The sequence below is a fragment of the Solwaraspora sp. WMMD1047 genome, from assembly GCF_029626155.1.
Lineage (GTDB): Bacteria > Actinomycetota > Actinomycetes > Mycobacteriales > Micromonosporaceae > WMMD1047.
The window spans coordinates 3,353,599-3,379,187 of record NZ_JARUBL010000001.1 but is presented as its reverse complement, the minus strand read 5'-3'; the positions used below and the strand labels follow the sequence as shown (position 1 = coordinate 3,379,187).

The 25,589-nt window shown below is 73.0% G+C and carries 19 protein-coding genes; 16 read left to right on the top strand and 3 right to left on the bottom strand.

What is annotated here, in order from left to right; translation table 11 throughout:
• The first annotated feature begins 148 nt into the window (after positions 1-148).
• Genes O7627_RS15385 through O7627_RS15375 form a run of 3 tightly spaced genes read left to right on the top strand, consistent with a single transcriptional unit; the run spans position 149 to position 4,139 of the window.
• Positions 149-1,273 (top strand): phosphopantetheine-binding protein, encoded by a 1,125-nt coding sequence (locus tag O7627_RS15385; protein ID WP_278094191.1) that lies wholly within the window; start codon positions 149-151, stop codon positions 1,271-1,273.
• The gene (locus tag O7627_RS15380) at positions 1,270-2,022 is read left to right on the top strand and encodes an alpha/beta fold hydrolase (protein ID WP_278094190.1); all 753 of its coding nucleotides are present in this window, start codon (positions 1,270-1,272) and stop codon (positions 2,020-2,022) included. The genes O7627_RS15385 and O7627_RS15380 overlap by 4 nt, the downstream gene beginning before the upstream one ends.
• Positions 2,019-4,139, top strand: a complete 2,121-nt coding sequence (locus O7627_RS15375) for an amino acid adenylation domain-containing protein (protein WP_278094189.1) — start codon at positions 2,019-2,021, stop codon at positions 4,137-4,139. The genes O7627_RS15380 and O7627_RS15375 overlap by 4 nt, the downstream gene beginning before the upstream one ends.
• 55 nt (positions 4,140-4,194) lie before the next feature.
• On the opposite strand, the gene O7627_RS15370 is transcribed toward O7627_RS15375, so the two are convergent.
• Positions 4,195-5,451, bottom strand: coding sequence for a helix-turn-helix domain-containing protein (locus tag O7627_RS15370; RefSeq protein ID WP_278094188.1), 1,257 nt, complete (start codon positions 5,449-5,451; stop codon positions 4,195-4,197).
• Positions 5,452-5,667: 216 nt separating this feature from the next.
• Between O7627_RS15370 and O7627_RS15365 the strand changes: the two genes are divergently transcribed.
• Together O7627_RS15365 and O7627_RS15360 are read left to right on the top strand one after the other, a co-directional pair.
• Complete coding sequence (locus tag O7627_RS15365) at positions 5,668-7,596, top strand: ATP-binding cassette domain-containing protein (RefSeq protein ID WP_278094187.1); 1,929 nt, start codon at positions 5,668-5,670, stop codon at positions 7,594-7,596.
• Positions 7,589-9,379: an ABC transporter ATP-binding protein gene (locus tag O7627_RS15360; RefSeq protein WP_278094186.1), complete on the top strand. Its 1,791-nt coding sequence runs from the start codon at positions 7,589-7,591 to the stop codon at positions 9,377-9,379. Before O7627_RS15365 ends, O7627_RS15360 begins: the two co-directional genes overlap by 8 nt.
• A gap of 66 nt (positions 9,380-9,445) precedes the next feature.
• Here the strand turns inward: O7627_RS15360 and O7627_RS15355 are convergent, their stop codons facing one another.
• Positions 9,446-10,789 (bottom strand): condensation domain-containing protein, encoded by a 1,344-nt coding sequence (locus O7627_RS15355; RefSeq protein ID WP_278094185.1) that lies wholly within the window; start codon positions 10,787-10,789, stop codon positions 9,446-9,448.
• A gap of 322 nt (positions 10,790-11,111) precedes the next feature.
• Here O7627_RS15355 and sbnA point away from each other — a divergent pair, with 322 nt between their 5' ends.
• Genes sbnA through O7627_RS15305 form a run of 10 tightly spaced genes read left to right on the top strand, consistent with a single transcriptional unit; the run spans position 11,112 to position 20,814 of the window.
• Positions 11,112-12,107: a 2,3-diaminopropionate biosynthesis protein SbnA gene (sbnA, locus tag O7627_RS15350; RefSeq protein WP_278094184.1), complete on the top strand. Its 996-nt coding sequence runs from the start codon at positions 11,112-11,114 to the stop codon at positions 12,105-12,107.
• Positions 12,108-12,112: 5 nt separating this feature from the next.
• Positions 12,113-13,117, top strand: a complete 1,005-nt coding sequence (gene sbnB / locus O7627_RS15345; RefSeq protein WP_278094183.1) for a 2,3-diaminopropionate biosynthesis protein SbnB — start codon at positions 12,113-12,115, stop codon at positions 13,115-13,117.
• 39 nt (positions 13,118-13,156) lie between these two features.
• Complete coding sequence (locus O7627_RS15340) at positions 13,157-14,104, top strand: ornithine carbamoyltransferase (RefSeq protein WP_278094182.1); 948 nt, start codon at positions 13,157-13,159, stop codon at positions 14,102-14,104.
• The gene (locus O7627_RS15335; RefSeq protein WP_278094181.1) at positions 14,091-15,050 is read left to right on the top strand and encodes a 3-oxoacyl-[acyl-carrier-protein] synthase III C-terminal domain-containing protein; all 960 of its coding nucleotides are present in this window, start codon (positions 14,091-14,093) and stop codon (positions 15,048-15,050) included. The genes O7627_RS15340 and O7627_RS15335 overlap by 14 nt, the downstream gene beginning before the upstream one ends.
• Before the next feature lies 1 nt (position 15,051).
• On the top strand, positions 15,052-16,410 hold the full coding sequence (locus tag O7627_RS15330) for an ATP-grasp domain-containing protein (RefSeq protein WP_278094180.1): 1,359 nt from the start codon (positions 15,052-15,054) through the stop codon (positions 16,408-16,410).
• Positions 16,407-17,726: a type III PLP-dependent enzyme gene (locus O7627_RS15325; protein ID WP_278094179.1), complete on the top strand. Its 1,320-nt coding sequence runs from the start codon at positions 16,407-16,409 to the stop codon at positions 17,724-17,726. Before O7627_RS15330 ends, O7627_RS15325 begins: the two co-directional genes overlap by 4 nt.
• 19 nt (positions 17,727-17,745) lie before the next feature.
• Positions 17,746-18,021 carry an acyl carrier protein gene (locus tag O7627_RS15320; RefSeq protein ID WP_278094178.1) on the top strand — a complete coding sequence of 92 codons (276 nt, stop codon included), beginning with the start codon at positions 17,746-17,748 and terminating at the stop codon, positions 18,019-18,021.
• A 2-nt stretch (positions 18,022-18,023) separates the two neighbouring features.
• Positions 18,024-18,998 (top strand): hypothetical protein, encoded by a 975-nt coding sequence (locus O7627_RS15315; RefSeq protein WP_278094177.1) that lies wholly within the window; start codon positions 18,024-18,026, stop codon positions 18,996-18,998.
• The gene (locus tag O7627_RS15310; protein WP_278094176.1) at positions 18,995-19,642 is read left to right on the top strand and encodes an acyl-CoA dehydrogenase family protein; all 648 of its coding nucleotides are present in this window, start codon (positions 18,995-18,997) and stop codon (positions 19,640-19,642) included. The genes O7627_RS15315 and O7627_RS15310 overlap by 4 nt, the downstream gene beginning before the upstream one ends.
• Positions 19,639-20,814: an acyl-CoA dehydrogenase gene (locus O7627_RS15305; protein WP_278094175.1), complete on the top strand. Its 1,176-nt coding sequence runs from the start codon at positions 19,639-19,641 to the stop codon at positions 20,812-20,814. The genes O7627_RS15310 and O7627_RS15305 overlap by 4 nt, the downstream gene beginning before the upstream one ends.
• 36 nt (positions 20,815-20,850) lie before the next feature.
• Here the strand turns inward: O7627_RS15305 and O7627_RS15300 are convergent, their stop codons facing one another.
• Entirely contained in the window at positions 20,851-21,831 is a 981-nt protein-coding gene (locus tag O7627_RS15300; RefSeq protein WP_278094174.1) for a TauD/TfdA family dioxygenase, read from the bottom strand.
• 232 nt (positions 21,832-22,063) lie between these two features.
• Here O7627_RS15300 and O7627_RS15295 point away from each other — a divergent pair, with 232 nt between their 5' ends.
• On the top strand, positions 22,064-25,486 hold the full coding sequence (locus O7627_RS15295) for an amino acid adenylation domain-containing protein (protein WP_278094173.1): 3,423 nt from the start codon (positions 22,064-22,066) through the stop codon (positions 25,484-25,486).
• The last annotated feature ends 103 nt before the right edge of the window (positions 25,487-25,589 follow it).

Sequence of the window (25,589 nt, the reverse complement as noted above, 5' to 3'; positions counted from 1 at the left end):
CTCCTGGATTGCCAGTAACGCACGGCCGACCTGCGCTTCACAGGCAACGGCGACGGCAACTCCCGGCGCCGGACTTGCCGGCCAAATTCCTGGTACGCCCGCCGCCCGCTGATGACGATCGGGATGCACCCGAGGGCGGGAGATGGGGATGACGGCGGTCGACGCACCCGGTTCCCGGCTGGACGAGTCTCTGCTCACCTGCCGGACGATCGAGGAGACGGTCTGCGAGGTCTGGCGGGGTGTCCTGCGGACCCCGGTGGGGCCGTACGACGACTTCTTCGATCTGGGCGGGGACTCGCTCTCCATCATCGACACGGTGGACGAACTCCGGGCGCGCGGGATCGCCGTGCGGACGTCGGTGGCGCTGCGCAACCCGACCCCGGCCCGGCTGGCGGAACACCTGACCGTCGGCAACGAGCGCGCCCCGGCGCCGGGACGGGCCGTGTTCCCGGAACTGCTCGCCGACACCGCCACCGGCGCCGGGTCCCGCTGGCGGGCCCGGTCCTGGGCCGAGGTGCGCTGCCACCCGACCCCGGTCGGGACGGGCGGCGCCGACCCGCCGCTGTTCCTGCTGCACTCGGAGAGCCACGCCCGGCCCGAACGCGAGGCGGCCGCGACCTGGCCGGCCGGCCGGCGGATCATCGGCCTGCCGGCGCCGGGCGTACGCGATCCGCTGCCGCCGGACGCCGGGCTCGCCGGTCTCGTCGAGCGCTACCTCGACGCGGTGCTGGCCGCCGCGCCGCACGGGCCGTACCTGCTGGCCGGCTTCGGATACCGCGCCGTCGTCGCGTACGAGGTGGCCCGCGCGCTGCGCGGCCGGGGTCACCAGGTCGCGCTGGTGGCGATGATCCTGCCGCCCGCCCCCGGACCGGCCACCGGACTGCCGACCGAGGTCGGACAGCTGCTCGATCTGCGCTGCACGGCGCTGGCCCGCCGGATGGCGCTCGGCGGCCCACAGGACGCCGGTCAGGTGCTCACCCGGCTGCGCGAGGCGGACTGGTACGACGACGGGATGTCCCGGCTCGACGTGGCCCGGGCGCAGCTCGCCTGGGCCGAGCTGGCCAGCGAGGTGCACCGCCATCGGCCCGGCGGGTACGACGGTCCGGTGGTGCTCTGTCTCGACGGGCCGGCGGCTCCGGCCGTCGCCGAGGCCTGGGGTGCCCACCTCTCCGACGCCCGCGTCCACCTCTTCGAGTACGGCCTCGAGTCGCCCGCCGGGGTGCTCGCCGACGCCCGGCTCGGCGCCATCCTGCACCAGGAGCTGGCCCGTTGAGGCCCGGTCCCGCGCCCACCCGCTGGCTCGCCCGTCCACGCCGGCTGGCCGATCCCCGGCTCCGGCTGATCTGCGTACCGCACATCGGCGCCGGCGGGGCGGCCTTCAACTCCTGGGTCGAGCGGCTGCCCGCCGAGGTCGAGCTCTGCGCCGTCCGGTTTCCCGGCCGCGAGAACCGGCTCGGCGAACCGCTCATCGACGAGCTGGGCGCCCTGGTCGACGGCCTGCTGCCGGCGCTCACCCCGCTGCTGGACCGACCGTTCGTGCTGCTGGGCCACTGTTCCGGCAGCGTCATCGCCTTCGAGTTGGCGCGGCGGCTGCGGGCGGACGGCGGGGCCGCGCCCGCCCTGCTCGTCGTCTCGTCGTCGGAGGCGCCGCGGTTGCGTCCCCGCAGCGAGCTGCACCTGCTGGGCCGGGACGAGCTGCTGCGGCGGGTGGTCGAGTTCGGCGGGATGCCCAAGGAGGTGCTCGACGATCCGGACCTGCTGCCGATGCTCGAACGGATCATCCGGGCCGACTACCGGGTGGTCGAACGGGTGCGGTACGCCCCGGCACCTCCGCTGGACGTGCCGATCACCGTCATCGGCGGCCGCCGCGACGGGTTCGTACGCGACGCCGACATGGCCGCCTGGTCGGCGGAGACGACCCGGGAATTCACGTTCCACCTGATCGACGCCGAACACTTCATCCTGCCCGAGGCGGGCGAGTTGGTCGGCCGGCTGGTCCGGACCCTGATGGGACAGACATGACCACCACCTCCCCCACCGTCGGCGGCGCGGACCCCGGCACCGACCACGACCTCGCGCGGGTCGCGGTCGGGTACGCCGACCTGGTGGACGGGCTGCGGACCCGGTTCGGCGACGCGCCGCTCACCGCCGTACTGCTCGCCGCCCACGTCAAGGTGCTCGGCATGCTGGCCGAGGAGCGGGGGTGCCGGGCCGACCTGCTGCTGGCGGCCGGTGACCGCGGGCCGCGCCGGGTCGAGCTGGAGCTGACCGACCCGACCTGGCGAGGGCTGGTCGAGCGGGTGTGGCGGATGGCGCACGCCGCCACCCCGCTGGCCGCGGACGCCGGTCCCGCCGGCGACACCGACGCGATCCTCGTCGCCCCGGGGGCCGCCGCGGCACCGGCCGGGTACCGACTGCGGGTCGAGATCCACAACGGTCATCTCCTGCTCCGCGCGATGTCGGACGCGGTCTCCGTGGCCCGGTTGGAGTGGCTGGCGGCGCTGTACCGGGCCGTGCTGGCCGCCATGGCCGCGGGGCCCGACGACGCCCGCCGCGCCTGCCTCCCACCCGAGCAACGACGCGCCCTGCTCGGCGACTGGGCCGCCGGCCCCCGCGTCGACCGGGACGGTCCGACCGTGGTGGAGCTGATCGCCGCCCAGGCGGAACGCCGTCCGGACGCCACCGCCGTGCGGTACGCCGACGCGACGATGACCTATCGGGAGCTGCAACGGCGGTCCAACCAGATCGCCCACCACCTCATCGGTCTCGGCGCCGGGCCGGACAACCCGGTGGGGGTGTGCCTGCGTCGGCAGGTCGACCTGCTCGCGGTCCTGCTCGGGATCTGGAAGGCGGGCGCCGCCTACGTCCCGCTCGATCCGGACCATCCGGTGGAGCGCCTCCGCCACATGATCGGCACCGCCGGCTGCCGGCTGGTGGTCAGCCGGACCGGCCAGCTGCCCGCGCTGGGCTCCACCCCGGGCTGCCGGTTCCTGCTGCTGGACCAGGAACGGGCGGATCTGGCCGGGTCGCCGGCCACCCCACCGGCGACCCGGCTCGAAGCCGCCCACCTGGCGTACGTCATCTACACGTCGGGGTCGACCGGCGCGCCCAAGGGGGTGCTGGTCCAGCACGGCGGGTTGCGCAACTATCTGCTCTGGACAGTGGAGGCGTACGCGTCCCGCGGTCGGGGCGGTGCGCCGTTCTTCGCCTCGCTCGCCTTCGACCTCGGCATCCCGAGCCTCTACACGCCGCTGCTGACCGGCGAGCCGGTGCACCTGCTGCCCGATCCGCTGCCGGCCGCCGACCTCGGCGACGCACTGGTCGCCGGCGCACCGTACAGCTTCATCAAGCTGACTCCCGGGCAGCTCAACCTGCTCAGCTTCGATCTCGACCCGGAGCAGGCCCACCGGCTGGCCGGGATCGTGATCGCCGCGGGTGACGCGTTTCCCGCGGCGCTGGCCCGCCGCTGGCGCGACCTCGCCGGCCCCGGCGGGACGCTCGTCGCCACCGAGTACGGACCCACCGAGATCACCATCGGCAACTCCGGGCAGCCGATCATCGACGACCCGGCCACCGAGTTGGTCCCGCTCGGCACGCCCATCCCGAACACCACGATGTACGTCCTGACCGACCGGTTGGAGCCGACCCCCGTCGGGGTGGCCGGCGAGATCCACATCGGCGGGCTCGGGGTGGCCCGCGGCTACCTCGGCGACCCGGCGTTGACCGCCGACCGGTTCCGACCCGATCCGTTCGGGGCCCCGGGCGTCCGGCTCTACCGCAGCGGTGACCTCGGCCGCTGGCTGCCCGACGGCACGCTGGAGTTTCTGGGCCGGGTCGACCACCAGGTCAAGATCCGCGGGTACCGCGTCGAGCTGGGCGAGATCCGGGCGATCCTGCGGGACGACCCCCAGGTACGCGACGCCGTGGTCCTCGCGACGGGTCCGTCGTCGCGGCCCCGCGGGCTCGCCGCGTTCGTCATCGCCGCCGACGGCGAGCCGGTGGACGTCCGCCGGCTCCGCGCCGGGCTGGCCGCCCGGCTGCCCGAGTACATGATTCCGGCCGACTTCGTCGCGGTCCGCGAGATTCCGCTGACCGCCAACGGAAAGGTCGACACCAGGGCGCTGCTCACCCTGCTCTGACGGCTCCCGGACGGTCAGGCGGATGACCGGGCGGGGTGATCGCAGGCGGGGCGGGTCAGACGGGCACCGGGGACGCGTCGAGGTCGGCGCCGACCACCTCGCCGACGTACGGCATCAACCGGTACCGGTAGAGATGGTCGCGGCAGGCGGTGATGAGACCATGGTCGACCAGGTCGGAGAAGTGGCACAGCACGCTCTCCTGATCCGCACCCGCCGCCGCCAGCACCTGTTCGTGGTCGAACTCGGCGTGCGGCAGTCCGGCGATGTGCCGCAGCAGCCAGCGGTGCCCGTCCGAGAGCAGATCGATGCTCCACCGGATGCTGCCGGCCACCGACCGCTGGTGCGGGGCGAGCGAGTGGTCACTTGTGCTCAGCATGCTCAGGGCCGGTCCGGCCGCCAGCAGCGACCGGATGGGAATGGTCCGCAGGCGCTCCGCGGCGAATTCCAACGCCCGGGGGATGCCCGCCAGCCGTCGGCACAGCTCCACCACCTGGGGCAGGTCCCGGGCCAGGTCGGCGGCGGCCGGCAGGCCGACGCTCGCCCGCCGCAGGACGAGTTCGACGGCGGGCGCCAGCGAGCCGCCCTCCTGGTGCTCCGGCTCCACCGGTAGCGGGCGGATCTCCCGGCTCAGCCCCCACCGGTCGGTGACCGGGCGGCGCGAGGTGATGAGGATGTGCGCCCGGGGATAGGCGTTGAGCAGTTCCTTACCGGCGGCGGCGACCGCCGACGGCAGGTGTTCCGCGTTGTCGAGCAGAATCAGCAGGCCGGCGTCGGCACCGGGGGCGTCGCCCCCGGTCCGTCTGTCGGTCCAGGTCGACTCGGGATCGATCAGCCGCGTGACGCGTTCCAGGATCACCGCGGTCGGGGGCGGCGCCACGGGTTCCTCGGCCGGGATGTCACCCAGCTCGACGACGATGACGCCGTGCCGGAACGTCGAGGCGATCTCGGCCGCCACCCCCAGCGCGATCCGGGTCTTGCCCACTCCCCCGGGCCCCACCACCGCCGTCAGGCGGCTGGCCAGCACGGTCCGCGCCAGTTCGTGCAGCTCGGCGCGCATGCCCACGATGGGGTGCCGCGGCGGGGGCAGACCGCGCCAGCGGTCCGGGGCGGTCGGGAGGCCACGGGGGCCTTCGGTCACCTCGCCGGCGTCGAGCGCGCGCAGGATCAGCTTGACCGATGAGCGACGGGGGTCGACCGATCCGAGCTCGACGTTGCGGATCGTCCGCACGCTGAGGCCACATCGCTCAGCGAGTTCCTCCTGCGTCCAGCCGCGCAGCCGACGCAGCAAAGCGACATTGTTTCTCAGGCCCATATCTCTCCGCTCAACGCCGAAAGCGCGCGGCTTTCCTTATTGCGTCGCGAGCGCGACAGTCACCCCTAATCACCCGAGGTACCCGACCGGGGGGTCTTCGATCAAGCACCATGCGGAGATTATCAGCCCCCTTCCCACAGACAAAGAGGAGTGACGGCGATCAAATGATCAAAGCTCGACCTTGACCCTTAGCCGCGGACCCGATATTAAACTGGCGTGACATTTCCCCGCCCGTCGGCAGCCGTCACCGGACTCCTGGCACTGCTTCGGCTACTGCCCAGGGTGAGCCGGCTCAAAGCGGTTCTCGGCGCTCTCGGAATCCTGTTCGCCTCGGTGCTGCCGGTCGCGGTCGGCATCGCGACCGGCGCCCTCATCGGCGCCATCCCGGACGCCGTACGCGGCGGTGCGGACTCCCCCCAACGACGGACAATGCTCGTGCTGCTGGCGGTGGTCGGCGTCCTGGTGATGCTGGAACGCATCATCTCGCCGCTGCTGCGCACCCTGGCCGAGACCCTCGGCCGGCAGATCGACCGCTACCTGCAGGAGCGGGTGATGGCCGCGGTCGGCCGGCCGGCCACCATCGCGCACCTGGAGGACTCCGAGGTGCTGGCCCGGCTGCGGGTGGTCCGCGGTCTCGGCATGTCCGACTCGGACCGGCCCGGCCTCGCCGTCGAGGCGTTGGCCGCGGTGCTCCCCTCCTGGCTGCGGGCGCTCGGCGCGGCCGCCGTGCTGCTGGCGTTCCACCCGGCGCTGGGTCTGCTGTGGTTGGTGGTCTGGCCGATCGTCGTCTACGTCATGCAACGCGAGTACCTCCGGGTGGGACAGGTCGGGTTCGGGCAGAGCGACGCCCTGCGCCGCGCCGAGTACCTGCGGGACCTCGCCATCACCGCACCGGCCGCGAAGGAGATCCGGATCTGGGGGATGCTGGACTGGCTGCTCGGGCGGTACCGGTCCACCTGGCGTGCGGCGATCGAGCCGATCTGGCGCCAGCGGCGGCCCCGGCGCGGCGCGGTCTTCGGCACCACCGGCACGATCGTCGCGGTCAACGCCCTCTCCTACGGCCTGCTGGTCTGGGCCGCGATCCGGGGGGATCTGGGCCTGGCCGCCCTCGCCGTCTACACCCAGGCGCTGGCCATGGCCAACAGCTACACCGCGTTCGACGACCACAACGCGATCCTGTCGTTCGCCGCGATCACCGTGCCGAAGGTGCTCGACCTGGACGACCGCCTCACCCCCGCGCCCGCCGCCGACCCGGATCCGGTGCGGACCGTGCCGGCGGAGTTCCCCGCCCGCGAGATCCGCGCGAGCGGCGTCCGGTTCCGCTACCCGGGCGCGACCGAGGAGGCGGTACGCGACCTCGACCTCACCATCGACGTGGGCCGGTCGCTCGCCATCGTCGGTGAGAACGGGGCCGGCAAGACCTCGTTGGTGAAGCTCCTCTGCGGGCTCTACCGGCCCACCGCGGGCACGATCAGCGCCGACGGTCACGACCTGGCCGACCTCGCCCCGGCGGCGTGGCGCAGCCGGGTCTCCGTCCTCTTCCAGGACTTCACCCGGTATCACCTCAGCGCCGCCGACAACATCGGCATGGGCGCACCCGAGCTGGCCGCCGACCGCGCCCGGCTGCGCGCGGCCGCCGAGCGGGCGGGCGCGCTGCCGCTGATCGAGGGACTTCCGCAGGGCTGGGACACCATCCTGTCGCCGGAGTACTCCGGCGGCGTCGACCTGTCCGGCGGGCAGTGGCAGCGGATCGCGATGGCCCGGGCGTTCTTCGCGGTCGAGGCCGGCGCCCGGGTGCTGATCCTGGACGAGCCGACGGCCGCGCTGGACGTGCGGGCCGAGGCCGAACTCTACGAGCGCTTCCTCGAACTCACCGCCGGGCTGACCACGATCCTGGTCTCGCACCGGTTCTCCACCGTGCGCCGGGCGGACCGCATCATCGTGCTCGACCGGGGCACGGTCGTCGAGGACGGCACGCATTCCGACCTGCTGGCCCTGGACGGGCGGTACGCGACCATGTTCCGGCTGCAGGCAGCCCGGTTCGTCGACGACCCGGCGCCGGGCCGGCCGGACGAGCGGTCGGCCGCGCTCAGTACAGCGGGACCGAAGATGAGTGACACCGGAGCGGGGAGCGGACATGCGTGAGACGATTCGGGCCTACGCGTCCCTGATGGGCATCGGGTTCCGAGCTGCCCCCTGGCACGCCACCGGGCAGCTCCTCACCGGCGTGGTGTTCGCGGTCGCGGTGCCGGTCGCCGCCTGGAGCGTCAAGCTGATCGTGGACGCTGCGATCGCCCGCGACCTGGAGCGCGGCCTGATCGCGGCCGGGCTGCTGGCGCTGATCTCCGGCGGCGCCCTGACCTGCGTCTTCTACTACGTGGACTGCCTGTTCACGGTGATGGAACGCGCCGGCGCGCTGGCCAGCCAGCGGCTGATGACGCTGATGGGCGGCACCGACGGGCTGGCGCACCACGAGCGTCCCGAGTACCTGGACCAGGCCCACCGGGTCCGCGAGGAGCAGGGCCGGCTGGCCGGGATGGTGAACGCGACGGCCGGCCTGCTGCGGGTCGGCGCGGCTCTCACCGTCAGCGCCGCGCTGCTCCTGACCATCCATCCGCTGCTCCTGCTGCTGCCGGTGCTCTCGGTGCTCTCGTTCTGGCTGGGCAAGGTGAGCCGCGACCTCAAGGTGGCTGCCCAGGAGGCCACCAGCGAACCGGAACGCCTCCGCCGACACCTGTTCGAGCTGGGTACCTCCGCCGCGACCGGCAAGGAGCTGCGGGTATTCGACCTGGTCGAGGTCGTCCGCACCCGCCACCACCGCAGCGCGGCGGCCGTGTTGCGGCAACGCAACCGCGCGGACTGGCGCGGCGCCGGCCTGCAGACCGTCGACGGCGTGGTCACCGCCCTGGGGTACCTGGGAGCGATCGGGCTGGTGCTGTTCCTCGCGACCAGCGGGCGCGCCACGCCCGGCGATGTGGCGCTGGTGGTCGGCCTGGCCGCGCAGCTGTCCGGCACGGTCGGGTTGGCGGTGCAGTACGGCACGGAGTTCCTCTTCGTCCTGGCGGTGGCCCGCCGGTTCCGGTGGCTGGAGGCGGAGGCGGTCCGGGCGCGGCGTCCGATCAGCTCGCCCGCCCCGGTGCCGGCAGCCGTGCGGGACGCCATCGAGCTGCGCGGGGTCAGCTTCGCGTACCCCCGGGCCGAGGGGGGCCGCGAGGTACTCTCCGACATCTCGCTGCGGCTGCCCGCCGGCACGGTCGTCGCGCTCGTCGGCGACAACGGCGCCGGCAAGACCACCCTGGTCAAGCTCCTGTGCGGCTTCTACTCGCCGACCCGCGGCGAGATCGCCGTCGACGACGTCGATGTCGCCCGCTTCCCCGGCGACCAGTGGCGGGCCCGGGTGTCGGCCGCGTTCCAGGACTTCGCGTCGTTCGAGTTTCTGGCCGCCGAGACGGTCGGGGTCGGCGACCTGTCCAGGCTGGCGGATCCGGCCGCCGTCCGGGCGGCGGTGGAGCGCGGCGGGGCGACGGGTGTCATCACCGCGCTCCCCGCCGAGCTGGAGACCCAGCTGGGCGCCCGGTGGCCGGACGGCGTCGATCTGTCCGGCGGGCAGTGGCAGAAGCTGGCGCTGGCCCGCGGCCTGATGGACACCGATCCGCTGCTCGTCGTCTTCGACGAGCCCACCGCGGCGCTCGACGCGCACACCGAGCACGCCCTGTTCGAGCGGTTCGCCGAGACCGCCCGCGCCGGGCGGGACTCGGGAGCGGTCACCGTGCTCGTGTCGCACCGGTTCTCCACCGTCCGGATGGCGGACCTGATCGTGGTGCTGGACAAGGGACGAATCCGCGAGCAGGGCAGCCACGAGGAGCTCATCGCCGCCGGCGGACTCTATGCCGAGCTGTACGGACTCCAGTCCCGCGCCTACCGGTGAACCAGCCGGACCGGTCCGGACCGGGCGGTGTGCAACCGTCCGGTCCGGACGGTTGCCCGGGCGGCGTCAGATGTCGATCTGGTCCAGTCGCGACGGAAGCGTCCCGTCGGCGGCGGCCCGCAGCAACCGCAGGTAACCGTCGGCCAGCCGGCGGGCGGTGTCGGCGGTGAACAACGAGGTGTTGTACTTGAGTTTCAGCTCGGCCCGGCCGATCGGGGCGTGCCGGAGCACCTGCAACGTCAGGTCGAACTGACCCAGCTGCTGCGGCACGTCGAACTGCGACACGGTCAGACCGGCCCGCTCGACGCGGTGGCCCGGCACCACGATGCCGAAGAACGGATCCGCCGGATCGTCCGCTCCCATCACGAACAACGTCGAGATCAGCCCGGCCCGGCTGGGGTCGCGTCGCACCTCGACCAGGCGTGGCATCAGGGCGAACGGGTAGTCGCGGTGGATCAGTCCGGGCCACAGCCGCTCCTTCGTGCGGCGCAGCAGCGCGCCGAACGACCCCTGCGGCTCCACCCGGGCGGGCATCGGCAGCGTGTTGACGAAGTAGCCGACGGCCTCCCGGAACCGCCGGCCCGGCCGGACCGACACGTTGTAACCGACCACGAAGTCGGTCTCCCCACTGACCGTGTGGAGCAGCAGCTGGAACACCGACAGCAGGTAGGCGAAGGGGGTGACGTTCCGGGCCGCGCAGGCTGCCTCCACGCGCGCCAGCAGGTCCGCCGGGAACGCGCCCCCGATCTCGGCGCCGACGAAGCGGTACACCGCGGGCCTCGGCAGGTCGACCGGGACACCGATGCCCCGCCCCACACCGGTCAGTTCGCGGCGCCAGTGGGCGCTGGCCGCGGCCGCCCGCGCCGAGCCGAGAAACTCCCGCTCCCGCCGCACGAACAGGTCGAAGTCCGCGCCGGTGTCCACGACGGGGCGGTCGGTTCCCGCGACCCGGGCCGCGTACTGGTCGAGGATCTCGCGCATGATCAACAGCTGGGAGGCGTTGTCCATCGCGATGTGGTGGCCGGCCATCAGCAACAGGTCGGGGGTGGCGCCGTCGCGGCGCAGCAGCGCGACCCGGATCGGTGGTTGCCGGTCGAGCTGGAACGGCCGCTGCGCCCAGGACCGGGCGAAGTCCCGCACCGCGCCGTCGTCGCCGGGCAGCTCATGGACCTGCAGCGTGGTCCCGGCACCGCCGGGGCAGCGGCGCGGGTCCCCGGCGACGGTCCGGATCACGGAGTTCAACAGGCTGTTTCCGGCCACCGTGCGGGACACCGCCGCGCTGAGCGCGGCCAGGTCGACCGGAAAATGCAGATTCGCCGCCGCTGACACGTTGTAGGCGCTGCTCTCCGGTGCCAGCTGGTAGAGGAACCACAGCGCCTCCTGCCCGACGCTGAGCTCGCGGCCGTCCACTGCCGAAACGGCGGCTGCCGCCGATGAAGGACGCATGATTCCGTCTCACACCCTCCCGTCGGCTACAGATCCGCATCCAGTAGGGCACGTCGGAGCGCCGCGTACCAGGTTGTCCGGGCGGCAATTCCGCTGCCGGTCAATTGCCGGTTCGTGGAGTTCGCGGCAACCGGCGAAGCTGCCGCCTTCTTGCCTGTCGCGGCTCGCCGGCCCCGCCTATGCTTGCCTACATTGATCACGGAACGAAGATCGCCGGTTGGAATCACTGGCGGGGATCGCCATGAGTCGTGCGGCCTTGAATCGACATTTATCGGGGTTGACATCGGTGATATATGAGCATGCGTACGAGATAATCCTGGACGATGTCTTCCTGCATCTCACCGGAGTGGCGGAGCACCTCGACCTGTATCTCAAGGTCGAGGGCCTGAACCCGGCCGGGTCGATAAAACTGAAGACGGCCCTGAACATGGTGACCGACGCCGAGCAGCGGGGAATTCTGCGGCCCGGTGGCCGGCTGGTGGAATCGTCCTCCGGCAGCCTGGGCGTGGCGCTGGCCCAGGTGTCGGCCGAGAAGGGGTACCGGTTCCTCTGCGTCACCGACCCGAACACGTCCGCGCAGTGCGTGGCGGTGATGCGCGCCCTGGGCGCCGACGTCGTCGGGGTGGACCGGCTGGACGCGAGTGGCGGCTACCTCGGCAGTCGCATCTCCTACATCGAGCAACTGCTCACCGAGGACCCGGACCTGGTGTGGCTCAACCAGTACGCCAACCCCGCGAACTGGTTCGTGCACGACCAGTGCACGGCAGCCGCGATCACGGCCCAGTTCCCCGACCTCGACTTCCTCTTCGTCGGCGCCGGCACCTCCGGCACGCTGATGGGCTGCGTCAGCCACTTCCGCACCGCCTCGCCGGGCACCCGGATCGTCGCGGTGGACGCGGTCGGTTCGGTCAACTTCGGATTCCCGGCGGGTCCGCGGTACATCCCGGGGATCGGTGCCAGCCGCCGGCCGGAGATCTTCCGCCCGGAGGTGGTGGACGATCTGGTACTGGTGTCCGAGCCGGACACCGTCCGGACCTGCCGCTGGCTCGCGCGCCAGCACGGACTCTTCGTCGGCGGCTCGACGGGTTCGGTCGTCTCGGCGATCCTGCAACGTGCACCCGACCTGCCGGCGGGCTCGCGCGTGGTGGGCATCTCCCCCGACCTCGGCGACCGGTACGTACGCACGATCTACGACGACGCCTGGGTGACCGAGCGGTTCGGCGAGGCCTGCCTGGTGCCGGTCACCGACGACCAGCCGGCGTTGTCGCCGCTGAGGAGCTGACCGCCGTGTTCCCCTTCCACCTGATGGGCGGCGCCCACATCCGCGCCGTCGTCGAGGAGTCCCGACCGCAGATCGTCGACCGGGTACGTGAGACGTACCTGGCGCATCACCGGGGCGAGACGGTCAATCCGAACAGCTACTTCCTGCGGTTCCCGGAGAAGCCGAACGCCCGGATCATCGCCCTGCCCGCGTTTCTACGCGGCGAACCCGGCGTGGCGGGCATCAAGTGGATCGCCAGCTTCCCCGACAACGTCGCCCGCAACGTCCCGCGCGCCTCGGCCGTGTTGGTCCTCAACGACTTCGCGACCGGCTACCCCTTCGCCTGTCTCGAGGCGGCGCAGATCAGCGCCGCCCGGACGGCGGCCTCGGCCGCCCTGGCCGCGGAGCGGATCCACGGCTCCCGCACGGCGGCCCGGGTCGCCGTGATCGGCGCCGGGATCATCGCCCGCAACATCCTGGAGTTCCTGGCTGCGCTGCACTGGTCGATCGGGCACGTCGTGGTCCACGACACCGTCGCGGCCTACGCCCGGCGGTACGCCGACCACGCCGAGTCCCTGGGCTACCCGGCGACGGTGGCCGAGCCGTTGGCCGACGCGGTGACGGCCGCCGACATCGTCCTGCTGGCCACCACCGCGACCGAGCCGTACCTGCTCGACGCGGGACTCTTCGGCGCGGGACAGACGGTCCTCAACATCTCCCTGCGCGACCTCGGCCCCGACGTCGTCGCCGCCGCGCACAACGTCGTCGACGACGTGGACCACTGCCTGACCGCCGGCACCTCGCCGCACCTGGCGGAGCAGCAGCTCGGCCACCGCGACTTCATCGACGCGACGCTGGCCCAGCTCCTGCTCGACGAGGTGACGCTGGGGCGCGACAAACCCCGCGTCTTCTCGCCGTTCGGGCTCGGCGTACTCGATCTCGCGGTGGGCCTGGAGATCTTCACCACCGGTCGCGACCGCGGCCAGGTCACGGCGGTGCCGGACTTCTTCGGGGAGGTCGAGCGATGGTAGGACGCACCTGGTCAGCCGGTTCGGAAGGCGGTGAGCCCGATGGCGAACGGCGGTGACCGGCGGCACCTGATCTCTCTGGACGACCTGACCGACGGGGCGCTGCGGGACATCGTCGCGCGGGGCGCCGAGATCGCCCGGCGGTCCGGCGATCCGGCGGGCACCGCGGGCGCCACCCTCGCCGGTGCGGTCGTGGGCATCTACTTCCGCCGGACCTCGACGCGTACCCGAACCGCCTTCACCTCCGGGGCGCTCCGGCTCGGCGCCGGGGTGATCTCGTACGGGCCGGGCGACCTCCAGCTCAACACCGGCGAGAGCAGCGAGGACACCGGACGGGTCCTCGCCGGGATGCTGGACGTGCTGGTGGCCCGGACCGCCGACGATCCGGCCGAGATGCGAACCTGGGCCACGCAGCACCGGATGGCGGTGGTCAACGCGATGAGCGCCGACGAACACCCGACCCAGGCACTCGCCGACCTGACCACCCTCACCCTGCGGTTCGGCTCCGTCGACGGTCTGCGCGTGCTGTACCTCGGCGAGGGCAACAACACGGCGGCGGCGCTCGCCCGCGGGCTCAGCCGCTACCCGGGGGTGCGGCTGGAGCTGCGCACCCCGCCGGGGTACGGCCTCACCCCCGAGGTCCACCACCGCGCGGCCACCACGGCGGCCCGGGGTGCCGTCGTGCACGAACGCCACGACCTGGCCGAACTGCCACGCGACGTCGACGTGGTCTACACCACCCGTTGGCAGACGACCGGCACCAGCAAACCCGACGCCGACTGGCGCGCGGTGTTCGCGCCGTTCCAGGTCACCTCGGAGCTGATGGCGGTCGCCCCGAAGGCGGTGTTCATGCATGACCTGCCGGCCCACCGGGGCGAGGAGGTGACCGCCGAGGTCCTCGACGGCCCGGCCGCCATCGCCTTCGACCAGGCCGAGAACAAGATGTACAGCGCGATGGCGGTCCTGGAGTGGTGCCGTGGCAGTTACTGACGCGGCCGGACTGCACCTGCGCACCGTGGTGCCGTACGTCTCCGGCGAAAGCATCGCCGTCACCGACCTCGGCGACCGGATCGGGCTCAGCCGGGGCGAAGTCGTCCTGCTCACCCGGTTCCTGGGACTCGACCGGGTAGCCACCGCCGGCCAGCTGACCACGCCGGACATGCTGCTCGACTGCGGCGAACGGGCGCTGGCCGGAGTGGACCGGTCCCGGGTCCGCTACCTCATCCACGGGCACACCATGAGCCATGTCGTGCCGGCCGGGCTACGCCCGGTCGACCAGCTGCGCCGCAAGCTTGGCCTGGATCAGGCCCGCGCGTTCACCATGTCCCACCTGGACTGTGTGACCGGCCTGTTCGCGCTGCGGGTGGTGGAACGCCTGCTGCGGGCCGAGCCGGCGGACGCCACGGCACTCATCCTGCTCGGCGAGAAGGTGCTGACCGGGTCGTTTCAGCACCTGCCCGGGACCACCCTGCTCGGCGACGCCGCTGCGGCCGCCCTGGTCGGACTGGGCGGCCCCGGCGACGCGTTGGTGGGGCTGGCCCGGCGCACCCTGGGCGGGTATCACCAGGGCTCCGACATGCCGGCCGAGCTGCGCCACCGCTACCACCGGAGCTACGTACCCACCCTGGCCGCGGTGATGCGCGACGCCCTCGACGACGCGGGCCTGCGCCTCGACGACGTCTCCCTCGTGCTGCCGCACAACGTCAACCGGTTCTCCTGGCACACCACCGCGAAGGACCTCGGATTGCCCACCGACCGCATCTTCCTGGCGAACGTGCCGAAGCTGGCGCACTGCTTCGGCGCCGATCCGTTCCTGAACCTGGCCACCGCCCGCGCCGCCGGCGCGGTCCGTCCCGGTGACACCCTGCTGCTGGTCTCCGCCGGTCAGAGCGGCATGTTCTGCGCGGTCGTCGTCCGCGCCGGAGAGGACGGCTGACGTGGCCGCGGACACCTTCACCACCAGGCTCAAGACGGCGCTGGTCGGCGATGCCGGCGCCCGCTTCGTCTACCTGAACAACTTCGAGGTGGAACGGGCCTGGGCGCGGGGCGAGCCACGGCTGCCCGGCACCGGCCTCTCCTTCGCGCTGGCCACGGTGAACCGGATGGAGGAGGTGGGCGTCCTGCTCGCCGAGGACGTCGACGCCGTCGTACTCAAGGCCCCGGTGGACCCGGGGTACGCGGCGTACCTGGAATCGCTCGGGCTGGCGGCGGGGGCCCGGCTGGTGGCCGACCAGCCCGATCCGGACCGGTGCGTGACGGCCGACGCGTTGGCCTCGCCCCGGTTGCTGGCGCAGCTGCGCGCGCTGGCCGACGGGCGCACCTACCTGCTGCCGCTGGGGGTCTCCCCCGACGAGGAGCGGCTGGCCGAGGCGGTGGGCCTCCCACTGGCCGCGCCGAGCGCGGCCGTCTGCAAGCGGGTCAACGGAAAGATCTTCAGTCGGGAACTCGTCGACGCGGCGGGCCTGACCCCGGTGCCCGGCGCGGTGTGCCGCACCCTGGACGAGTTGGCGGCCGCCCTCGACACGCACCTCACCCGGGGGAACCGGGTCGTGGTCAAGGAGTCGCTCGGCGTCTCCGGCCGCGGCATGGTGGTGCTGGACGACCCCGGCCGGGGCGAGCGGTTGCTGCGCATGCTGACTCGACGCGGTGGCACCGGCGCCGTCTCGGTGGTGGTGGAACGGTGGCTGGAGAAGGAGGCCGACCTCAACTACCAGTTCATCCTCGACCGGAGCGGGCAGGTGCGGTTCGAGACCGTGAAGACCGCCCTCACCGCCAACGGCGTGCACCGCGGCCACCTCTTCCCCCCACCGCTGCGTCCCGACCAGATCACCCGACTGGCGGAGGCGGCCGAGGTGATCGGCAAGGCGCTGGCCGGCGAGGGGTATTTCGGGCTGGTCGGCGTCGACGCGATCCTGGCCGTCGACGGCACGCTCTACCCCTGCCTGGAGATCAACGCCAGATTCAACATGGCGACCTACCAGAACCGGGTCGCCGAGCGCTACGTCACCGCCGGCCGGTACGCGCTCGCCACCGCCTTCGAGCTGCGGCCCGGCCGCGCCCACAGCTTCGACGAGGTGCGCACCGCCCTCGGCGGCCTGCTGTACGAGTCCGGCCCGGCCGCCCGCGGTACCGGCGTACTCATCAACAACTTCGCGACGCTGAACGCCGCGCTGCTGGCCGGCCGGGAGCCGTACGGGCGGATCTACGCGATCTGCATCGGTGCCGACGCCGAGGACGTGCAACGGTTGCGCACGGCGGCGGAGTCGGCGTTGCAGAGGATGGTGGCCCAGCCGTGACGCCGCAGATCGACTGGACCGACCTCGCCGAACGGTACGGCACTCCGACATACGTCTACGACGGTGACCAACTCGCGGCGCGAGTGGCCACGCTGCGTACGGTGCTGCACCCCCGGCTGGAGGTCTTCTACTCGCTCAAGTCGAACCCGAACCGGGGGGTCTACGACGTCCTGCACACCGCCGGCGCCCGCGCCGAGGTCTCCTCCCTCGCCGAGCTGCGGACCGTCCTCGCGGCCGGCACCGACCCCGCGGACGTCATCTTCCTCGGACCGGGCAAGAGCCCGGCGGAGATCACCGCGTGCGTCGAGGCCGGCGTGTACGCGGTGGTCTGCGAGTCGCTTGCCGAACTCGCGGAGCTCGACCGGACCGCGGCGCGGCTGGGCGTCCGGCAACGTGTGCTGATCCGGGTCAATCCGGCGTTCTCGGTCGCCGGGTCGCGGTTGACAATGGGCGGCAAACCGCGCCAGTTCGGCATCGACGAGGCCACGGTGCTCGCGGCCGGCGCGGAGCTGACCCGCTGGCGGCACGCCGACGTGGCGGGCATCCACGTGTACCTCGGCACCCGCATCCTCGACCCGCAGGTGGTGGTCAGCAACACCGCCTACGTCCTGGACCTCGCCGAGCGCGTCGCGCGGGCGACCGGGATCCGCCTCGACGCGGTGGACATCGGCGGCGGCCTCGGCGTCGCCTACTTCGACGGCGAGGACGACCTGGACGACGCCGCGCTCGCCAAGGAACTCAACCCGATGCTGGACCGGTTCGCGGCGGCACATCCGCAGACCCGGCTCATCCTGGAGTCCGGGCGCTATCTGACCGCCCACAGTGGCACGTACCTGATGCGCGTCCGCTACGTCAAAGAGTCGATGGGCGAGCGGTTCGCGGTCACCGACGGCGGTACGCACCACCACATGGCGGCGGTCGGGATCGGCTCGTTCGTCAAACGCAACTTCCCCATCGAGCTGCTGTCCCGACCCGGCACCGGGGCCGAGGGAGGCGAGCCGGCCGGCCGCTGGACCATCGCCGGGCCGCTCTGCACCCCGAACGACACCGTCGCTAAGGCCGTCCTGCTGCCGGACCTGGCACCGGGGGACCTGCTCGGCGTACGCCGCTCCGGGGCGTACGGGCCGTCGGCCTCGCCGGGGCTGTTCCTCAGCCACGGCTACCCGGCCGAGGTGCTGCTGCTGCGCGGCCGCTCCTACCTGGTCCGCGGCCGCGACACCGTCGACGACGTGCTGGCCAAGCAGTCGACCCATCCCGACCTGAGCCGTCCCCTGTCGCCTGAGCCGCCGGCCGGGGCTCCGGGCGGGTCCGCGTAGTCACGAAGGAGTTCCCACCATGTCCGACGCCGACGAAGCCGAGATCCGTACCGCGCTGAGGACGGCCCTCGGCGATGTCCTGGACCGCGACCTTCCCGAGTTCACCGACGACACCAGGCTCTTCGGCGACCTCGGCCTCGACTCCACGAGCGTCATCGAGTTGTTGATGGCGCTGGAGGACTCGGTGGGCGTGCAGCTCGACCCGGACGAGTTGACCGCGGAGGTGTTCGACACGGTCGGCTCGCTGACCAGCTACCTGAGCGCCTGCCGGGCGACGCCCGAGCCGGCGAACTGACGATGCCGACGTCGACGCTGGCGGGCGCGCTGCGTACGCCCGGCACCGACGCGCAGCGGGCTCCGGGGGTCGATGGCCCGCTGCGGCTGGGCCGCCCGGCGGTGCGCACCTTCGGGCGCCGCCGGCGGCCGGAGCCGACCGCGAAGGAGCTGGTGTTCCTCTCCGATCTCCTGGCCGAGTTCGGCATGGAGGTCGACCTGGAGCGGTACGCCCGCGGCGGCGGGAACACGTTCATCGACATGTGCGCGGAGCTGCTGGACGGCCTCGACCGGGCGCTGCCGCCGCTGGAGACCGTGCTGCTCGCCTTCCACCTACCCGACCTGAGTGTCGTCGAGGTCGCCGGGAGCTACCTCGCCGGCCGCTGCTCCGGCGACCCCGCGGTCTTCTCGGTCGCCGGGCAGGGGGCCGGCGCGCCCTTCACCGCGCTGCGGATCCTCGACTGCATGCGGCCGGCGGGCGACGCGGCCGGGGCGGTGCTGACGCTGGACCAGTCGACGGTGCCGTACCGGGATCCCGACCCGGAGTGCGACCCGGTCCAGGACTGCGCGGTCCTGCTCTGCACGGACCCGGCGGGCGGGCCGGACGCGGTGACGCTCGACGTCCTGGACGAGCGGCGGGTGGCGGATCCGGCCGACCTCGCCGACGCGCTCGCGATCCGGACCGCGCCCGCCCGGCTCGTGGTCGGTCCGGCACTCGCCCGCCGGCTCGATCCCGCCACCCGCGCCCGGTACGACGTCGTCGCGGGTCCACCCGGGCAGCTCTGCACCAGCGCCTGGGCGGCGTTGGCCACGCACTGGCCACCCGACCGGTACACTGTCGTCGCCGACTACGACCCGCACGCCGAGCGCCTCTTCCAGGCCGGCCTCCGCCCCGGGGCTGTCAGCGGGCGCAGCGCAGCGGAGCCCGCGATCAAACAGCCCCGCCAAACCAACACAGGCGCTGTCAGCGGGCGCAGCGCAGCGGAGCCCGCGCGGTGACCGGCGGGCTGGCCGGTTACCGGGACCTCGGCCGTGATCACGGGCTGGCCGCGGGGCTGGCCGCCGTACTCGATGGGCTTGATCCGGTGGTGGTTGCGCCGCAGCGGGTCGCGGTGCTCCCGGCGGACGAGCTGCCCGCCGGCGCCCAGGTGTTGCCTCATCCGCTCGCGGCCCGCGACGGTCTGGCCCTGGTCCGGTTCCCGGCGGCCGCCGGCCGCGACCGGACGTCCGGGACGGGGTTGCGCGGCCGGCCCGCCCTCGCGCTCGCCGCGGTGCGGATCGGCGTGCTCAGCGGACTGCTGCACCTGGCGGTGCAGCGGCTGGCCGGACGCGCCTTCCGCGGGGTGCCCCTGATCGACCAGCAGCTGGTCGTCGGTGCGGTCGCCGACGTGGTGGCCGAGCTGGAGTTCTCCGCCGCGGCCCTCGACGACAGCGCTGGCCCGAGCGCCGGCGAAGGTGGTGACCCGCGACCGTCGGTGGAGGTCGCGGCCGGTTGGCACGAACGCCTGACCGAGGCGGGCTGGAACGTGTCCCGGCTCCTCGGTGCCGAGGGGTACCTCGCCACCCATCCGGCCCGGAGCCTGTTCGTCTCCGCGCTGGTCGCGGATGTCTGGCTGCCCCGGCCGACGGTGGCCGGCGGATGACCGGCTTCGAGCTTGACGATCGGCTCCGCGCGCTGCGCGGCGCCGGCGCCGACCTGGCCGGGCAACTGCGCGCGCACGCGATGGCGGTCGATGCGGACCCGTACCGGATGGCGCCGTACCTGGATCTCGCCGCCTACCGGATGATGCGCCGGTCGGTGACGCCGCTGCGGTACACCGACGGTCCGCTGCGGGTGGGCCGCTTCCGCTACCCGCCCGGATCCTGCCTGGACCAGGCGGTGTGGGGGGTTGAGCTCGGGTACGGCGATGCCGGCATGGTGCTGGCCTGCCCAGGGCCGAGCCTCGCCGGCGTCCTGGTCGACGAGCTGGCCGACGACGCTCAGCGGGACCGCTTCTACGAGGCGTTGGCCGACGGGACGACCTGGTCCTTCTTCGCCCTGACCGAGCCGGCGCACGGCAGCGACGCCGGGGCGCTGGAGACCGCACTGCGCCGCGATTCCCCGGAGCACTACCGGATGTACGGCACGAAACGCTACATCGGCAACGGTTCGCGGGGCCGCGTCGGCGTGGTCTTCGCGCGGACCGGCGACGGTCCGTTGGCCATCCGGGCCGCGCTCGTCACCGCTGGTCCACCGGGCTTTCGCGCGACCGCCCTCGACATGGTCGGCCTGCGGGGCGCCGCCCTGGGCGAGATCCGGCTCGACGGGGTGCCGGTGGCGGCCGAGTCTCTGCTCGGCCGGCACCTCTCCCCCACCCGGCAGGGCCTCTGGGGCGCGGTGCGGGTCTTCAACATGATGCGGGTGCAGGTGGCCGCCCTCGCGGTCGGCACCGGACTGGCGCTTGTCGACCTGGTGCGCGCCGATCGCCCGGCCGCGCCGGGCGCCCAGACGATGGCGGCCCGGCTGGCGGCCTGCCGGCGGATGGTCTACGCCGCAGCGGCGGAGGTGGACCGCGACCGCGGCGCCGGTCAGCCGTCGAGTCTGGCGAAGCTCACCGCCACCCGGCTCGCCCGCGAGGCCGCCCGCTGGGCGGTCGGGTCGCTCGGTCCGGCGGCGCTGGTCGAGCGCCCACTGCTGGAGAAGTGGAGCCGGGACGTCTGCGCCTTCGAGTTCATGGAGGGTACGAGCGACATCCAACGCCAACACGTCGTCAGGTCCTACCTGAAGGGCCTGGTCCGACGCGGGGCCACCGCCGGACCGCAGGAGGCGTCCTGACCGGCCGGTTCCGCGGGACGGAGGGGGTGGCCAACCTCAGAACAGCACGGCGCCGTTGCCGGTGCGGCGGCTTCGGGTGCGGCGGTTGTCCAGATGCACGAAGACCCGGTGCAGCCACCGGTCGTTGCCGTCGTAGCGGGGCCGGAACGCGACCCGCCCGTGCACGACCAGCCGGTTGTCCAGGAAGACCATGTCACCGGGGCGGAGCACCAGGTCGCAGCGGACCTCGGTGAGCGCCGCGCGGAGCGCGGCCAGGGCCTGGTCGGCCTTGTCGTCGAGCGCCGAGGTGGCGTGGAAGTCGACGCAGATGTCCGGGTCGTCCTCGCCGCCGAGCAGCACCGGATGCGGCTCGGACTCGCTCGCCGACCGGAACGACGGCGGCGTGGCGGTAACGAACCGCGCCTCGCGGAGCACCGTCCGGCTTCCCTCGTCGAGCAGTGGGTAGGCCCGCCGTACGGAGGCGACCTGGGTCCCGACCCGGTCCTCGTGGGCGGGGCGCAGGCAGAGCAGCCCGACATAGTGCGGGCGGTCGGGGTGGAAGGCGTTCTCGGTGTGGAACTCCAGCTGCACCGAGCCGCCGTTGCTCTGCGAGGTCGCCAACGACGGCACCGGAACCACGTTCTGCACCATCGCCCCGTGCTTCTCCTCGCGGTACGCGATGACCTCGCCGAGCTGCAGCCCGACGAGCATCGCGAGCGTCGCGGGGGTGGTGGCCGTCCGTTCGACCGACTCCGGCACGGTCGGGGTGGGCGGCAGCGTCTCGGCCCCGATGGGCAGGTTGGTGATGGTCAGCCGTCCGTCGACACCGGCGTCGTGCCGGAAGGCGCGGATCGCCTCCTGCAGCCGGGTCGGCAGGTGGCAGCTGCGCAGGCGGGCACTCGCCTGCCAGGCCGCGTCGTCGACGGCGGCCGACGCGGTACGCGCCAGACCAGCCACCACCTCCGACAGCGCGGACCGCTCGTCCTCGGTGAGCGCCAGATCGCGCAGCTCGGCGAATTCATCTGTCCTGGAAGTCAATGTGATTCTCCATTCCCTCGGACCGGCGAGGGCGCACCTCAGGGAGGGGTCGCGGAAGAAGCAGGGAAATCACGCCGCCGCGACAGCACGACAATTCTGGCAACCGCCGACCGGCTCCTTCCAGGCATCCGACCGGCAATTCGCTGGCCGGAACTTGCCGGCCGGATGCCTGGTACCGCCGCGGCGCGCGGACCAGTCTTCCCCTGTGGGCCGAGGTGAACAATCAACCGAGTTGATTCCCGAGTCCTTTCTGGAACAGGTCCGGCAGCGTCCGCTGGCGCCCGCCGTCCGCCAGGACGGCACCGTGGTCACGTACCAGGAACTGGCCGGCGCGGCGTGGGGGGTCGCCCGCGGGCTCGCGGCCCGGGGGGTGCGGGCCGAGTCGCCGGTCGGGGTGCTGGTCTCCCCCGGTCCGCACCTGGTCGCCGCGTTGTTGGGGATCTGGCTGGCCGGTGGTGCCTACGTGCCGCTGGATCCGCTCGCGCCGGCCCGGCGCCGGCGCGAGGTGCTCGCCCAGGCCGGTGCCCGGATCGTCCTCACCGACGGATCCGACGAGCCCGATGAACCCCCCGCTACCGAGGCGGCGCAGTTCCCGCCGGGCACCCGCAGCTGTGGCGTCGGGCGCCTGATCGGCGCGGGCGATGGCATCGAGCTGCCGGGGCGGGTGACCGGGCCCCGCCAGGCCGCGTACCTGATTTTCACCTCGGGTTCGACGGGCACGCCCAAGGGCGTCGTCGTCGAGCACGCGGCGATCGCCAACCGGGTGCACTGGGGCATCCGGGCCCTGAAACTCTCCCCGGACGACCGGGTGCTGCAGAAGACCCCGCTGACCTTCGACGCGGCCGGCTGGGAGATCTTCGCGCCGCTGCTCTGCGGCGCCGCGGTGACGTTCGGCCGGCCCGAGGCCGGCCGGGACGCCCGGGAGCTGGTCCGGTCCGTCCGGGAGCAGCGGGCCACCGTCCTGCAGGTCGTGCCCTCCCTGCTGAGGCTACTCGCGGTCGAACCGGACCTGGGCCGCTGCGACAGCCTGCGGCTGGTCTGCTGCGCCGGGGAGGCCCTGCACGCGGAGCTGTGCCAGCGGGTCCGGGACCGGATCGACGTCGAGATCGTCAACACCTACGGACCCACCGAGTGCGCCATCGACGCCCTGGCCGGCCCCTTCGACCCCGCCCAGGAACACGGACCGGTGCCGATCGGGCGCCCGATCGACAACCTGCGCCAGCTGCTGCTGCCGCCCCCGGCCGGGACCGGTGCCGACGAGTCGGTACGGGAGCTCTACCTCTGCGGCGCCGGCGTCGGCCGCGGCTATCACGGCGACGCCGCGCAGACCGCGGAGCGGTTCCTGCCGGATCCCGACGGTCCGCCCGGGTCGCGGATGTACCGGACCGGAGACCTGGTGCGGGTACGCCCGGACGGCGCCCTCGAATTCGTCGGCCGGATCGACGCCCAGGTGAAGATCAACGGCGTACGGATCGAGCCGGGCGAGGTCGAGGCGGTCCTCGAAACGCACCCCGACGTGATCGAGGCCGCGGTCCGCGCGGTCACCGACCCGCACGGCACCCGCCGGCTGGCCGCCTGGGTGGTCACCTCCCACGAGGTCGCGGTCGACGGGCTCCTCGACCAGCTGCGCGACCGGCTGCCGCCCAGCGCGGTACCGGCGTACCTGAGCCGGCTCGCCACCCTGCCCCGCACGGCGAGCGGCAAGACGGACCGGTCCCGACTGCCCGATCCGGACTGGGCGGGCCCGGCGCCACGGTCGGCGGACCCGCCGAAGCCCGACGGCGCGGCGGAGCAGATCGTCGTCGCGGCGTGGCGACGCCTGCTCGACGTGGACGAGGTCGGCCCGGCCGACGACTTCTACCGCCTCGGCGGACATTCGCTGCTGATGACCCGGCTGCTGGCGACGCTGCGTGACCTCTCCGGGCTGGACCTGGACTTCCGGGAGCTGAACCTCGCCACCACCGTGCGGGAGCAGGCGGACCTGCTGCGCCGGGCGCAGCGGGCGCAGCCCATCGAGCGGCTGCCGGCGAACGCGCGCCTACCGCTGTCGTACGCACAGGAGCGCTTCTGGGTGCTCGACCGGATGCACCCCGGCAGCCCGGAGTACCTGCATCCGATGCTGGTCCGGCTGGCCGGCGACACCGGCCCGGCGGTGGTGCGGGCGGCGCTGGCCCACCTGATGGCCCGCCACGACGTGCTGCGCACCGGCTACCGGATGGACGCCGACGGGCTGCGGGCGGTCATCGAACCCGCGCCGGAGGTGCCGCTGCGGACCGTCCAGACCACCCCCGCCGAGATCGGTGCGGTCGTCGCCACGGAACTGGGCACCGGCTTCGACCTGACGACGGCGCCGCTGTTCCGGGCGACCCTGGTCCGCGACGGCGGGACGCAGCAGCTGCTCCTGCTGGTCTACCACCACATCGTCTGCGACGGCTGGTCGACCCGGATCCTCGCCGACGAGCTGCGCGAGACGATCGCCGCGCTCGGGCAGGGGCGGCCCGCGGACCTGCCCGAGCTGCCGATCCGCTACTGCGACGCCGTTGGCTGGCTCCGGTCGCGGCTGACCGAGGAGACGCTCGCCGAGCAGATCGGATACTGGCGGCGGACGCTCGCCGGCCTGCCCCCGCTCGACCTGCCCATCAGCGGCGAGCGCCCCCGGCAGCGCAGCATCTCCGGCGGCGCGGTGCGCCTCGAGATCCCGGCCACCGACGTCCGCGCGTTGCTGGAGATCGGCCGGCAGGCCGGGGCCACCCCGTACGTCGTCTGCCTGACCCTGTGGATCGTCCTGCTCGGCAACGCCGGCGGCGGATGGGATTTCGGCGTGGGCGCCCCGCACTCCGGACGGACCCGACCGGAGCTGCACGACCTGGTCGGGTTGTTCATCGATGTGGTGGTGATCCGCGCCCGGCTGACCCCCGAGCTGAGCTTCGTCGAGGCGCTGACCCGGGTCGAGCGGACCTGCCGGGAAGGGCTGGCCCACCAGGCGGCACCGTTCGAGGCCGTCGCCGACGCCCTGGTCCAGCCTCGGGATCCGGGGCGTACACCACTGTTCCAGACCATGGTCTCCATGGCCGGGGACGGCCTGGTGGGGCAGCGCTGGCAGCCGGCGGATCTCGACCTGCTGGCGCAGGCGTGGACGGTTGCCCGCACCGATCTGGCGCTCACCGTCTGGCCCCAGCCCGACGGGCGCTACCTGGGCGCCATCGAGTACGCCTCGGCGCTCTACGACCGGGCGACGGCCGCCACGCTGGCCGACCGGCTGGGCGAGCTCGCCGGCCGGTTCGCCGCCGACCCGGCGCTCCCGGTGGGTGCGGCGGGCCCCGTCGCGGCGGCGCCGGCGGCGTCCGCCGGCCACCCTGACCGGGCCGCCGTCGCGGCCCCGGCACCGCCGCTGGCGCCGCACCAGGAGAAGATCCTCGGGTTCATCCGGGAACTACTCGGACGCGACGACATCGGCGCCGACGACGACATCCTGCGGCACGGCGGCAACTCCCTGCTGGCCGCCCGGCTGCTCTGGAACATTCAGAGCGTCTTCGGGGTCGAGCTGCCCATGCGGGCGTTCTTCGACCGGCCGACGGCCGCCGGTCTCGGCGCCGAGGTCGAACGCCTGATCCACGCCGAATTCGACAGCACCGGGTACGACAGCGAGGGCTGAATATCACACTTCCGAAGTCGAGTGCCGCATCGACCGACTGACAACGTACGACATTATCGTCTTTTCTGGATGTACGGGCGGTCCGGTACGTCGCATTTTCCCT

Bases quoted from the DNA above. Each gene is read 5' to 3' on its own strand.
- O7627_RS15385 (WP_278094191.1), top strand. From the start codon at position 149: ATGACGGCGGTCGACGCACCCGGTTCCCGGCTGGACGAGTCTCTGCTC.
- O7627_RS15375 (WP_278094189.1), top strand. From the start codon at position 2,019: ATGACCACCACCTCCCCCACCGTCGGCGGCGCGGACCCCGGCACCGAC.
- O7627_RS15370 (WP_278094188.1), bottom strand. From the start codon at position 5,451: ATGGGCCTGAGAAACAATGTCGCTTTGCTGCGTCGGCTGCGCGGCTGG.
- O7627_RS15360 (WP_278094186.1), top strand. From the start codon at position 7,589: ATGCGTGAGACGATTCGGGCCTACGCGTCCCTGATGGGCATCGGGTTC.
- O7627_RS15340 (WP_278094182.1), top strand. From the start codon at position 13,157: ATGGCGAACGGCGGTGACCGGCGGCACCTGATCTCTCTGGACGACCTG.
- O7627_RS15320 (WP_278094178.1), top strand. From the start codon at position 17,746: ATGTCCGACGCCGACGAAGCCGAGATCCGTACCGCGCTGAGGACGGCC.
- O7627_RS15315 (WP_278094177.1), top strand. From the start codon at position 18,024: ATGCCGACGTCGACGCTGGCGGGCGCGCTGCGTACGCCCGGCACCGAC.
- O7627_RS15305 (WP_278094175.1), top strand. From the start codon at position 19,639: ATGACCGGCTTCGAGCTTGACGATCGGCTCCGCGCGCTGCGCGGCGCC.